At 73.6% G+C, this 12673-nt stretch carries 10 protein-coding genes; 1 reads left to right on the top strand and 9 read right to left on the bottom strand.

Annotation, left to right across the window (positions count from 1 at the left end; translation table 11 throughout):
* Positions 1–78 precede the first annotated feature (78 nt).
* Complete coding sequence (locus tag D7I47_RS05475) at positions 79–864, bottom strand: HAD-IIA family hydrolase (protein ID WP_120762106.1); 786 nt, start codon at positions 862–864, stop codon at positions 79–81.
* A complete protein-coding gene (locus tag D7I47_RS05470; protein WP_120762105.1) occupies positions 861–1760 on the bottom strand; it encodes a DNA-methyltransferase in 900 nt (299 codons plus the stop codon). Before D7I47_RS05470 ends, D7I47_RS05475 begins: the two co-directional genes overlap by 4 nt.
* Positions 1761–1853: 93 nt before the next feature.
* Between D7I47_RS05470 and D7I47_RS05465 the strand changes: the two genes are divergently transcribed.
* The gene (locus D7I47_RS05465) at positions 1854–2480 is read left to right on the top strand and encodes a TrmH family RNA methyltransferase (protein WP_120762104.1); all 627 of its coding nucleotides are present in this window, start codon (positions 1854–1856) and stop codon (positions 2478–2480) included.
* 63 nt (positions 2481–2543) lie between these two features.
* Here the strand turns inward: D7I47_RS05465 and D7I47_RS05460 are convergent, their stop codons facing one another.
* The 7 genes from D7I47_RS05460 to D7I47_RS05430 are packed head-to-tail and all read right to left on the bottom strand — an operon-like array spanning position 2544 to position 12670.
* Entirely contained in the window at positions 2544–4271 is a 1728-nt protein-coding gene (locus D7I47_RS05460) for a YhgE/Pip domain-containing protein (RefSeq protein ID WP_120762103.1), read from the bottom strand.
* The gene (locus tag D7I47_RS05455) at positions 4268–4858 is read right to left on the bottom strand and encodes a hypothetical protein (RefSeq protein ID WP_120762102.1); all 591 of its coding nucleotides are present in this window, start codon (positions 4856–4858) and stop codon (positions 4268–4270) included. Before D7I47_RS05455 ends, D7I47_RS05460 begins: the two co-directional genes overlap by 4 nt.
* Complete coding sequence (locus D7I47_RS05450; protein ID WP_120762101.1) at positions 4855–5502, bottom strand: TetR/AcrR family transcriptional regulator; 648 nt, start codon at positions 5500–5502, stop codon at positions 4855–4857. The genes D7I47_RS05455 and D7I47_RS05450 overlap by 4 nt, the downstream gene beginning before the upstream one ends.
* A 59-nt stretch (positions 5503–5561) precedes the next feature.
* On the bottom strand, positions 5562–9509 hold the full coding sequence (gene eccCa / locus D7I47_RS05445; RefSeq protein ID WP_120762100.1) for a type VII secretion protein EccCa: 3948 nt from the start codon (positions 9507–9509) through the stop codon (positions 5562–5564).
* Positions 9509–10867: an FHA domain-containing protein gene (locus D7I47_RS05440; RefSeq protein ID WP_120762099.1), complete on the bottom strand. Its 1359-nt coding sequence runs from the start codon at positions 10865–10867 to the stop codon at positions 9509–9511. The genes eccCa and D7I47_RS05440 overlap by 1 nt, the downstream gene beginning before the upstream one ends.
* The gene (locus tag D7I47_RS05435; RefSeq protein WP_120762098.1) at positions 10867–12228 is read right to left on the bottom strand and encodes a hypothetical protein; all 1362 of its coding nucleotides are present in this window, start codon (positions 12226–12228) and stop codon (positions 10867–10869) included. Before D7I47_RS05435 ends, D7I47_RS05440 begins: the two co-directional genes overlap by 1 nt.
* Positions 12229–12241: 13 nt before the next feature.
* Entirely contained in the window at positions 12242–12670 is a 429-nt protein-coding gene (locus D7I47_RS05430) for a hypothetical protein (RefSeq protein ID WP_120762097.1), read from the bottom strand.
* Positions 12671–12673: the final 3 nt, after the last annotated feature.

Raw genomic sequence — 12673 nt, 5'->3', positions numbered from 1 at the left:
TCAAACGCTGCAGCGGTTGGCGGCCGGCGGCAGACATCCCTGGCGCGGAACGCCAAGCGCTACAGCGTTTGACAGAGATCAGGGGAGCAGCTCGTGGACGCCCGCGAGGATCTCGTCGGGGCGGAACGGGTAGCGCTGGATCTCGGCCTCGTCGCTGATGCCCGTGAGCACGAGCACGGTGTGCAGGCCCGCCTCGATGCCGGCCACGACATCCGTGTCCATGCGGTCGCCGATCATGGCGGTCGTCTCGGAGTGCGCGGCGATCTTGTTCATCGCCGAGCGGAACATCATGGGGTTCGGCTTGCCGACGATGTACGGGTCCTTGCCGGTGGCCTTCGTGATGAGCGCGGCGATCGCGCCCGTCGCGGGGAGCACGCCGTCGGCCGACGGGCCCGTCGCATCCGGGTTCGTCGCGATGAAGCGGGCGCCCGCGTTGATGAGGCGGATCGCCTTCGTGATCGCCTCGAACGAGTAGTTGCGCGTCTCGCCGACCACCACGAAGTCGGGGTCGGTCTCGGTCATCACGAAGCCCGCCTCGTGCAGCGCCGTCGTGAGGCCCGCCTCGCCGATCACGAACGCGGCGCCGCCCGGGATCTGGCTCTTGCAGAACTCGGCCGTCGCGAGGGCGCTCGTCCAGATGCGGTCCTCGGGCACCTCGAGACCGGAGGCGCGCAGCCGCGCCGCGAGGTCGCGCGGCGTGAAGATCGAGTTGTTCGTCAGCACGAGGAACGGGGTGCCCGACTCGACCCAGTGGTGGATGAGCTCGGGGGCGCCGGGAAGCGGCTGGTTCTCGTGGACGAGCACGCCGTCCATGTCGGTCAGCCAGCTCTCGATGTGGGGGCGGGCGTCGTGGCGCGGGTTCATGCGTCCAGGGTAGTGGCGGCGGATGCGGTGGCCAGCACGCGCGCAGCCGGCAGCCGGGCGCGCATCACGGCCACGGCGTCCGGGTTCGCGTCGACGAGCAGGAAGCGCCGGCCGAGGGCGGATGCGACGGCCCCCGTCGTGCCGGAGCCGGCGAACAGGTCGAGCACGGCATCCCCCGGCGCGCTCGAGGCCTGCACGATGCGGCGCAGGATCCCCTCCGGCTTCTGGGTGGGGTAGCCGGTGCGCTCGGAGCCGTTCGTGGTGACGATCGTGTGCCACCACACGTCGGTGGGGAGCTTGCCGCGCTCGACCTTCTCGGGGGTGACGAGCCCGGGCGCCATGTAGGGCTCGCGGTCGACCGTCTCGTTGTCGAAGTAGTAGGAGGCCGGGTTCTTCACGTAGACGAGGATCGTGTCGTGCTTGGCCGGCCAGCGGCGGTTCGACTTGCCGCCGTAGTCGTAGGCCCAGATGAGCTCGTTGAGGAAGCAGTCGCGGCCGAACAGCGCGTCGAGGGCGACCTTCGCGTAGTGCGCCTCGCGGTAGTCGAGGTGCAGGTAGAGGGTGCCGCGGTCGTCGAGCAGCCGCCAGGCCTCGGCGAGACGCGGCTCGAGGAAGGCCCAGTAGTCCTCGAAGCGGTCGTCGTAGCCGTACAGGCTGCGGATGACGGTGCGGTAGCGCTCGCCGCCGTAGCCGGTGCGGTCGCCGTCGGCGTCGCGCACGGTCTGCACGGCGCGGTGCCGCTGGGTGCGGCCGGTGTTGAACGGCGGGTCGAGGTACACGAGGCGGAAGCTCGCATCCGGCAGCGCGCGCGCCACCTCGAGGTTGTCGCCGTGCACGACGGTGTCGGGGCTCGCGGCATCCCACGAGTCGGGCCCCCACCCCTCTCCGTCGCTCATGGCCCGAGATTAACAGGCCCCCAGTCCGCGAAAGTACGTACTTTTGGGCCCTTTCGGCCGGGCAGAGCCCCAAAAGTACGTACTCTCGGGGACGTGGACGAGTCGGATCGCGCGCCGGTCGGGGTGGGCCCGTGGCCGGGCGGGCGCGCGGCGTGGCCGAGCGACCCGCGCTACGACCCCGAGCTGCTCGAGCACGGGGATGCGCGCAACGTCGTCGACCGGTTCCGCTACTGGCGGCTGGAGGCGATCGTCGCCGAGCTCGACACGTTGCGGCATCCCTTCCACGTCGCGATCGAGAACTGGCAGCACGACCTCAACATCGGCTCGATCGTGCGCACGGCGAACGCCTTCACGGCCGAGGCCGTGCACATCGTCGGGAACCGCCGCTGGAACCGCCGCGGCGCGATGGTGACCGACCGCTACCAGCACCTCGTGCAGCATCCGAGCATCGACGACCTCGTCGCCTGGGCGCGCGAGCGCGGGCTGCCGATCGTCGCGGTCGACAACACCGAGGGGGCCGTGCCGGTCGACGCCTACCCGCTGCCGGAGCGCTGCGTCCTGCTGTTCGGGCAGGAGGGTCCGGGGCTCACGGATGCCGCGCTCGCCGCCGCGGACGCGCACGTCGAGATCCGCCAGTTCGGCTCCACCCGCTCCATCAACGCCGCGGCCGCCGCCGCGATCGTCATGCATGAGTGGATCCGCCAGCACGCCCATCCGTGAAAGTACGTACTTTTGGGGCGACACGCCGGGGGCGGGGCCCAAAAGTACGTACTTTCGGGGACGTCAGCCGATGAGGCTGGGCTCCAGGTCGCGCAGCGTGCGGAAGTGGGTCATGCGGGTCACGCCGACGGCGGCCAGCACGAGCGCGCCGAGCATCCAGGCCACGAGCACGAGCGCGTCGAGGCCCGCCCGGCCGACGTCGCCGCCGTACATGAACTGCCGGATGCCGTCGACGGCGTAGCCCATCGGCAGCACGTGGTGCAGCGCGGCGAGCGGCGCGGGCAGCGTCTGCCACGGGAAGGTGCCGCCCGCGGTCACGAGCTGCAGCACCATGAGCACGAGCCCCAGGAACTGCCCCACCGAGCCGAGCCAGACGTTGAGCGCGAGGATGATGGCCGCGAAGCACAGCACGGCGAGCGCCATCATCCCGAACACGCCCCAGGGGATCGCCATCGAGAAGCCGAGCGCCACCGCGAGCACGAGGAACAGCGCGCCCATCTGCAGCACCCCGAGGATGCCGGGGGTGAGCCACCCCGCGACCGTGATCTTGATCGGCGAGTGCAGTGCCGTGATGGCGCGCCGCGACACGGGCTTCACGATGAGGAACAGCGCGTACATGCCGATCCAGCCGGCGAGCGCGGCGAAGAACGGGGCGAGGCCCGCGCCGTAGCTGTCGGCGCTCGCGACGTTCGAGGTCTCGAGCTCGACGGGGTCGGCGATCACGGCTGCCTGCGCGGCGCGCGTGGCGGCATCCGTGTCGGGGATCGAGGTGAGGGCGTCCTCGAGGCCGTCGCGCAGCTGCGCGGTGCCGTCGTCGAGCTGGGCCACCCCGTCGGCGAGGGTCGCGGCACCGGATGCCGCCGCCGCGGCGCCGTCGGAGAGCTGCCGTGCCCCGGCGGCGAGCTCGTCGATCTGCCCGACCGTCGACTGCACCTTCGTGTTGGCGCGGTCGAGGGCGGATGCCACGGGGTCGAGCTTCGCGAGCACCGCGTCGATGTCGTCCTGGTCGAGGCCCTGGTCGGCGAGCGCCTGTGCGATCGCGGCGCGCGCCTCGGGCAGCTTCGCGTCGGCCTCGGCCGCCGCGGCGCCGAGCTGGTCGGCCTTCGCCGCGAGCTGCGCGTTCCCGTCGGCCACCTGCGCGGCGCCTGCGGCGAGCTGCGCCGTGCCGTCGGCGAGCGTGGCGGCGCCCGCGGAGGCGGCGTCCGCCCCGTCGGCGAGCTGCGTCGCCCCGTCGGCGGCGTCGACGAGCCCCGCGCGGATGTCGGAGATGCCGTCGAGCAGCTGTTGCGCGGCCTGCTCGACCACCTGCTCGGTGATCTTCGCGAGCAGCGTGGCCGCCGCCTGCTTGCCGATCGAGGTGGCGAGGTAGCTGCCGGCGTCGTTCGTGGCGAGTTCGAGCTGGGCCTGCCGCGGGGTGTCGCCCGCCACCGAGAGCAGCGCATCCGTGAAGTCGGCGGGGATCGTGACGGCGAAGTCGTAGCGCGCCGCGGCGAGCCCCTCGGCCGCCTCCTCGGCGGTCACCTCGTGCCAGTCGAAGGTGCCGTCCTCGAGCAGTTCGCGGGCGACGTCGTCGCCCACCACGAGGTGCTCGCCGTCCTGCTCGCCGCCCTCGTCCTCGACGACGAGCGCGACGGGGATGCGGTCGAAGCGGTCGTACGGGTCCTGGTTGGCCCACAGGTACAGCCCGCCGTACAGCACGGGCACGGTGCAGAGGGCCAGCAGCGCGACGATCGCCATGGGGGTGGCGGTGAGCCGACGCAGCTCGGCCTGGATCATGGCACGGATCCTCATGCGGCGCTCCAGGGGTTGAGGGCGGCCATCGCGGGCCGGCCGATGACGGCGAGCACCGCGAGCTCGCGCTCGGCGAGCTCGGCGAGGGCGGCCTGCCAGTGGGCGGGTTCGCCGCCGTGCCGATCGGGGGAGACGACGACGAGGCCCCGCACGCCGGGGCGCAGCAGTGCCAGTTCGGCGAGCACGCGCACGCGGGTCGCGGGGGCGAGGTCGGCCATCCGGGTGCCCGCGTCTGCGGCGGCGCCGAGCTCCTCGAGGATCGCGAGGGCGGCCTTCGCCGACGCCCAGCGCCCCGCGAACATGAGCTCCTCGGCGGCGACGCCCGCGAGGGTGACGCCGGGCGGGGGTTCGCTCACGGCGGGCGCGTCGACGAGGGCGATCTCGCGGCGGATGCGGCGGGTGTCGTCCGCGCCGTCGATGCGCACCTCGCCGTGCGCGGGCCGCATGCGGCCGCTCGCGATGAGGCCGAGCACGGTGGGGCGTTCGGCGGTCTCGGCCTCGGCGAGTACGAGCTCGCCGGTGCCGTAGCTGAGGGTCGTGGGCGGGAGGGCGCTGCCCTTGTCGACGCCGGTGAGGCTGATCCTCATGAGCGCAGCTCCGGGGTGGCGTCGATGAGGGCGTGCGCCTCGGCGGCGCCGAAGCCGAGCATCCCGAGCACGGAGAGGGCGACGAGGCGGTCGCCGGTGGGCACGTCGATGGCCGAGCGGGTGGCCTCGTCGAGCACCGAGAGCACGGCACCCTCGACGAGGCGGGCGAGGATCGGCGGGTCGATGTCGTCGCGGATGCGGCCGGTCGCCGCCCCGACGGCGACGGCGTGCCGCACGCGGTCGCGCAGCGGGGTGAGGGCGTAGGCGAGTTCGCGCTGGTGGCTGCCGCGCACCGTGAACTGGGCCATGACGCGCACGGCCTCGACCTCGCGCCACATGACGACGCCGATGAGGGCGAGCAGGGTCGGGGTGTCGGGGTGCTCGACCTGTTCGACGGCGGCGAGCAGTCGGCTCACGCGGTGGGCGAGCAGCGAGTGGATGAGGTCGTCGCGTGTCGCGAAGTGCCCGTAGAGGGCGCGTCGGCTGAGGCCGGCCTCGGCGGCGATGGCGTCGAGGGAGGCGTCGGGGTCGCGGTTGAGCACGGTGCCGGCGGCGGCGAGCAGCGCGAGGCGGTTGTTCTCGGCGTCGCGTCGGCGGCTGGTGGCTGCGGGCGCGGGGGCGACGGGGGTGTCTGTCGGGGTCACGTCGCGACGATACACCTAAAGTGCACACCGATGTGCAACTTACAGCGGTCTTTCGGGTTTCACTCCTGGGTCGGCGGCGAGTAGGCCAGCTGGCCCGCGAACACCCCGCGATCCCGGCTCACGATCTGCGCGCGGCCGGGGTTCGCGAGCTGCGGCTTGACCTTGCCGATCAGCTGACCCTCCTCGGGGTTGCCCGAGAGCAGGATGCCGGTGACGCCCAGGTCGGTGAAGCGCTGGATGACGGCGTCGTAGGCCGCCCGGCTCGCACCGCCCGTGCGCCGCGTCACGATGAGGTGCAGCCCCACGTCGGCCGCCTGGGCGAGCAGCGGCGCGAGGGCCGCCACCGGGTTGCCCTGCGAGGTCGACACGAGGTCGTAGTCGTCGACGAGCACGAAGCCCTCGGCGCCCGTCCACCAGCTGCGCGTGCGCAACTGCTCGGCCGTGACCTCCGGTCCCGGCATCCGGCTCTGGAAGAACGCGGCGAGCTCGGCCATGCCGCCCGTCGCCTGCTCGTGCGAGGTGAGGTAGGCGCCGAGGTGCGTCTCGGGGATCTCGCCGAGCAGCGAGCGCCGGTAGTCGACGACGAAGATCTTCGCCTCCTTCGGCCCGTACTGGCGCACGATCTCGGAGACGAAGCCGCGCAGCATCGACGACTTGCCGGAATCGGCATCCCCGTAGAGATAGAGGTGCGGCTCGGCGTGCAGGTCGAGCCCGAAGGGGGCGATGGATGCCTCGTCGACGCCCAGCCACGCGGTCTTCGCCTCCGTCGCGGGGGCCGCGGCGCGCACCTCGTCGAGGGTGATGAGCTCGGGCAGCAGGCGCAGCTTCGGGCCGGGCGTGCCGGTCCAGGCCGCGTTCGCGCGCGCGACGAGCTCCTCGACGCCGTTCGCGAGGGTCGTCGGGTCGCCCGAGCCGTCCACCCGCGGCAGGGCCGTGATCATGTGCAGCCTGCGGGGGTCGAGGCCCCGGCCGGGGCGGGTCGGCACGGCGGCCGCGACCTTGCGATCCACCTCGGAGTCGCTCGCGTCGCCGAGTCGCAGCTCGACGCGCGTGCCGATGAGGTCCTTGAGGCTCGCGCGGATCTCCATCCAGCGCGCCGCCGTGATGACCACGTGGATGCCGTAGGTGAGGCCGCGCGCCGCGAGCGCCTGGATGGCGGGCTCGTACGCCTCGAACTCGGCGCGCAGCGTCGCCCAGCCGTCGACGACGAGGAACACGTCGCCGTACCCGTCGTCGACCCGACCCTCGGCGCGGCGCATCCGGTAGGTGTCGATCGAGTCGATGTTGTTGACGCGGAAGTACTGCTCGCGCGCGTCCACGATGCCGGTGATCTCGGAGATCATCCGGCGCACGACATCCGGTTCGGAGCGCGTGGCGACGCCCGCGATGTGCGGGAAGCCGGTGAGGCCCGCGAAGGTGCCGCCGCCGAAGTCGGCGATGTAGAACTGCACCTCGCGCGGCGTCATGGTGAGCGCGAGCGACACGACCACCGTGCGCGCGAGCGTCGACTTGCCCGACAGCGGCGCGCCCACGATCGCCATGTGGCCGCCCGCCCCGCCGAGCGAGATCGCGAAGCTCTCGCGGCGCTGTTCGAGGGGGATGTCGGTGATGCCGAGCGGGATGGTGAGGTTGCCGACCGCGCGCCAGCGGGGCGACACGAGACCGAGCTGCGGATCCTCGGCGAGGTCGGGCATGAGCTCGTCGAGGCTCGGCGGCACCTCGAGCGGCGGGAGCCAGACCCGGTGCGCCATCGGCCCCAGCCCGCTCATCCGCTCGACGGCGATCTCGAAGGTGTTGCGCTTCTCCTCCGGCTCGGCGGGGCCCGCCGTCGGCACGGGCGCCGAGTCCTCCTCCTCGACGGTGCGGATGACGGGGGCCGCCCGGAACAGCTCGATCTCGGCGCTCGCGGCGGTCGCCCCGCCCGCCGCGGCGGCCTGACGCTTGCGTCGCGGGGGAGGTGCGGAGACGTAGGCGGCGCGGAACTGGGTCATCGAGTCGGTCGTGAACTTGAGGTAGCCGACGCCGGGGATCGACGGCAGCGTGAACGCGTCGGGCACGCCCAGCACGGTGCGGGACTCGGCGGCCGAGAAGGTGCGCAGACCGATGCGGTAGGAGAGGTGCGTGTCGAGCCCGCGCAGCTTGCCCTCCTCGAGGCGCTGCGACGACAGCAGCAGGTGCACCTGCAGCGAGCGGCCCACGCGGCCGATCATGACGAAGGTGTCGGCGAACTCGGGCTTCGCGGTGAGCATCTCGGAGAACTCGTCGGCCACGATGAGCAGCGCGGGCAGCGGGGCGAGGTCGGTGCGGCCGCCGCGGCGGGCCTTCTCGTAGTCGCTCACGTTGGCGAAGTTGCCGGCCGCGCGCAGCAGCTCCTGGCGGCGGGTCACCTCGCCCTGCAGGGCGTCCTGCATGCGGTCGACGAGCGTGAGCTCCTCGCCGAGGTTGGTGATGATGGCCGAGACGTGCGGCATCTCGGACATGCCGGCGAAGGTCGCGCCGCCCTTGAAGTCGACGAGCACGAAGTTGAGCTGCTCGGGCGAGTGGGTGAGGGCGAGGGCGAGCACCATGGTGCGCAGCACCTCCGACTTGCCGGATCCGGTGGCGCCGATGATGAGACCGTGCGGGCCCATGCCCTGCTGGGCGGCCTCCTTGATGTCGAGCACGACGGGTCCGCCGTCGGGCGACTGGCCGATCGGCACCCGCAGCCGGTCGCGTTCGAGGCGCGGCTGCCAGGCGAGGCTGAAGTCGATGTCGCGCACGTCGGGCAGCCCGAGCAGGTCGACGAGCTCGAGCTGGGTGGTCGTGGCGGCGGCCTGGCCGGGCGCCCCGGATGCCGGGCCCGCGTAGAGCGGCATGAGCCGGCGTGCGGTCGCCTCCGCCTCGGCGACGCTCAGGGTGTCGAAGGCGACCTGCGTGACGCGCGAGGTGGTCGTGAGCACCTCGCCCTCCTCGGCGAGCACCCGCAGCACCTGCGGGCTCTCGAGCTCGCCCCAGGTGGCGGGCAGGTCGATGACGGTGACCCCGACCATGCCGTCGGGGCCGAGGATCGGGTCGCCCGGGGGGATGCGGGCGCCGTCGGTCACGACGACGAGGTGCGGCAGCAGGGGGGCGCTGTCGGCGGCGAAGCGCGGCCGCTCGCGCAGGTCGGCGGGCAGCATCCCGAGCAGTTCCGCCCACTCCGAGCCGATGAGGCGGGCCGGGCCGATGGCATCCGAGGCGACGCGCGAGTGCGCGTGCGGCAGCCACTTCACCCACTCCCAGCGGTCGAGGGTGGCGGGCTCGGAGACGACCACGAGCTGCACCGCCTCGGGGTGGTGCAGTGTCGCGATCGAGCTGATCATCGCGCGCGCCATCGCGCGCACGTGCTCCTCGTCGCCGAGCAGTTCGACGCGCGAGTAGCTCCGCAGCCCGTAGGCGAGGGGCAGTTCGCGCTCGACCTCGTGCGCGAGCATGAAGCGGTGGGCCGAGGAGGCCGCCACCGGGTCGAGCTGGGTGAGGTCGGGCAGCGGCGGCGCCTCGAGTTGGATGCACAGCGGCTGGTCGGAGGTGCCGAGCCGCACCGAGAGGAAGTCGGCGTCCGAGGGCGAGCGCTCCCAGACGCGCGTGCGGTCCTCGGCGAGGTAGGTGAGGGTGTCGGGCGCCGGGTTCATCCAGTTGGTGTGCCGGCGCTGTTGGCGTCCGGCCACGCGCACCGTCTCGCGCAGCTCGGAGATGTAGCGCAGGTAGTCGCGGCGCGCCGTGAGGATCTGCGCGTTGCGCTGCGAGCGTTGCCGCCAGCCGTTGACCCCCACGAAGCCGAGCGAGGAGATGAGGAACATGCCGCCGGTGAGCAGGCCCGTGGGACCGGCGTTCGTCGTGACGACCATGATGATCGCGCCGAGCGAGCCGAGCGCGGGCAGCAGGGTCTGGATGAGTCCCCCGCCGTCGGCGGGCTGGATGGTGGGCGGCGGTTGCACCTGCACCTTGCCGCTCGGCAGCCGCGGCGGCGCGAGCCGGTTGCCGGCCATCAGCCCTCACCGCCCAGGATGAGGTTGACGGTGAAGGTGCGGTTGCCGATGCGCACGCGGGCGCCCTCCTCCAGTTCGCGCCGTTCGCCCTTCTGGAGGCGGGTGGTCGTGCCGTCGTCGCCGAGCAGGGTGGTGCCGTTGGTCGAGCCGAGGTCGACCACCCAGGTCTGGCCGCGCGAGTGCTCGATGCGCACGTGGCTCTTGGAGACCGTCGACTCCGGGTCCTGCACCTTGATCGCGCGGTCGCCCGGCTCGGTGCCGGTCGGGGCGCGCCCCAGGTTGATGGCGGCGGGTGTCGGCACGCGCTCGCGCTGGCCCGTGTCGAAGACGAGCAGCAGGGTCGAGACGCCGCTCGGCAGCACCGTCACGACGGTCGACTCGACCCCGCTCGCCGCCTCGAGGTCGGGCGCGACGACACCCGCGAGCACCTCGGGCGCCTCCTCGGCGACGGGGGCGACCGCGGTCGCGGGGTCGGCGACGAGCGGCACCGCCGCGGGGGGGACGAGGGGCGCGACCCCCGCCACGGCGGGCGGGGCGTCGGTGCGGTCGGCCGAGATCTCGAGGTCGTCGGCGAGCAGCACCGCCGGCGCGACCATCGTCGGCGCCGACACCGTGGTCACGGGCGGCGCAGCGACGGATGCGGCCTGCCGGGCAGCCCGCGGCAGCGGCACCACGCGCCGGGTTCCCGCGAGGCGGTCGGCCCAGCTGCGGTGCTGACCGGATCCGTCGGCGAAGCCGGATGCGACCACGACGGCCCCGCCCACCACGAGCCCCACGAGCGCGCCGGCGAGCACCGTGAGGCGCCAGGCGCCCGCCCGGGCGGCGCCCGGCGAGAGGGGTGCCTCGTCGCGCGAGGCGCGCACCCGCAGCAGCAGGTTGCCGAGCGTCGCGCCGGTGCGCGCCTCGATCACCCACAGCAGCACGGCGGCCTCGACGAGCGCGACGACGGCGAAGACGAGGCTGCCGGTGAGCAGCCCGACGCCCGCGGCGAGTCCCACCGCGGCGAGCACGTCGATCGCCCAGGCGAGCAGCTGGCGTCCGACGCCCGCGACCGTGCCGGCGAACTCCGACGGCAGCGGGGTGGGCGCCTGCCGCACCCGCGGGGCGACGACGATGGGCGCCCCGACGGAGATGAGCGGCGCCCCGGCCTGCGGGGCGGATGCGGCGGGTGCCGGGGCGGCGACCGGCGCGGGCGGCGCGGGGCTTGCGGCGGCCACCTCCGCCGCAGCCGCGGGCGCGCCGCCCGCGGGTCCCGCGGCCAGCGTCACGCCGCAGTACAGGCAGCGCTCGGCGCCGAGCCGCATGGCCTGGCCGCAGTTCCAGCACGTGGTGGCCCCGAAGGGACTCGCTCCCGCCATCAGGACATCAGCCTCCGCACGAGCTCCGGGATGTCGGCGGCGAGCAGGGCGGCCGGCAGCGAGAGCGCCACCGCGAGACCCTGCAGCGCATCCGCGATCCGCGAGACGGCGAGCGAGCGGGACCCGCGCGCGATCGGGATGAGCAGGTAGGCGACCACGACCGCCACCAGGAGGGCGACCGTCGCGACGATCGTGCGGGCCGTCGGATCGGCCTGGACCAGCACGGGAACCGCCACGAGCGCGACGACCCCGGCCGCGACGCGCGGGCACCACCGGCCGATGAGCGTGCCGCTGGCCCGCGGGATCGTGAGGAGCGCGACCACGACCGTGCACCACAGGCCGATCGCCCCGCCGAGCGCGAGGGGGCTCGCGGCGTCGAACACCCCGACCGCGAACGGCGCCGAGACCACGGCGAGCAGGCAGAGCGCGACCGTGCCGACCGCGAGCTGGGCGGATGCCGCCTCCACGGCGGGCCGCAGCTCGTCGATGCGCACGGAGCCGGGCGAGCTCGGGATCGAGCCGCGCACGGTCCAGCGGTTGGTGAGGAAGTGCTCGAACTCGATGAAGTAGCCGGGCTCGACCCCCAGCAGGGTCGTCGGCAGGATCCGGAGCGCGACGGGCACGATCCCGAGGCACAGGGCGGCGCTCGCGGCGACGTCGAGGCCGATGAACAGGCCGAGCAGCCACACCCCGCCGGTGAGCAGCACGAGCACGAGCAGGGTCGCGAGGGCCCCGCGCAGCCGCGTGCCGCGCGAGCTCACGAGCATGAGGGCGACGACGACCGCGACGGCCCCGAGCGCGATCACGGTCGCGAGCTGCGCCGCGGCCTCCGCGTCGCGGGGCACGAGCAGGAAGCCCGCCGCCCAGGCGAGGGCGAGCGGGCCGAAGACGAGCACGGCGTCGCGCGTGCGGTCGCCGACCGCGCGACGCACCCACAGGATGCCGCTCGCGATCGCGAGCACCCCCGCGAGCGCCGCGCACGCGAGGCGCAGCCGCTCGTCCACCTCGGTGACGAGGCCGAGGCCGGCGGCGAGCGCGCCCACCGCGAGCAGCGGCAGGATCGCTCCGGCACCGGGGATGGGGGCGGCCTCGGTGCCCGTGGGCCGCTGCGAGAGGTCGACGTCGTCGGGCGCGTCCGGGTCGACGATCGCCAGCAGCGTGCCGTCGAGCAGCTCCGACACGGGAGTGCCGGAGGGCACCGGGCGGCCGTGCTGGTCGAGCACGACCCGGCCGGGGCCGAGGGGATAGCCGAGGTCGTCGAGGCACTGCCGCACCGTCAGCTGGGGGGCCAGCTGCACGTCGAGTCGCCGACCGGGGGCGAGCACGACGATGCGCCGACGCTCGGGTGCCTCGGTCGTCATGTCGTGCGGGATCTCAGAGGTCGCGCAGGAGCTCGTCGAACTCCTCGAGCGACTTCTGCAGCTCGGCGCGAGCCGCCTCCGCCTCGGCGCGCTCCGGGCTCTGCTCGGGGTCGTCGAGCACGTCGGCGTAGTTCTGACGCAGCTCGGGGATCGCGGCGCTCATCTTCGCGCGCACCGCGACGGCCTCGTCGGACTGGTCGATGCCGCCGACGATGTCGTCGAGGGTGGTCTCGCGCATGTCGATGCGCTGCTGCAGCACCTGCCAGTCCCGGCCCTCCGAGCCGGAGCGACGCGCCTCCTCGACCTCGGCGAGGGCCTTGTCGAGCCCGGCGCGTTCGGCGGCGAACGCGGCCTCGCCCTCCTTGGTCCACGCGTCGATCTCCGCCATGGCGGCGTTCATCTCCGCCAGGGTGGCCTCGAGGTCGAACTCGTCCTCATCCATCTG

It is taken from the genome of Protaetiibacter intestinalis (assembly GCF_003627075.1).
Lineage (GTDB): Bacteria > Actinomycetota > Actinomycetes > Actinomycetales > Microbacteriaceae > Homoserinibacter > Homoserinibacter intestinalis.
The sequence above is the reverse complement of the archived record's forward strand: the minus strand, read 5'-3'. Positions and strand labels throughout refer to the sequence as shown.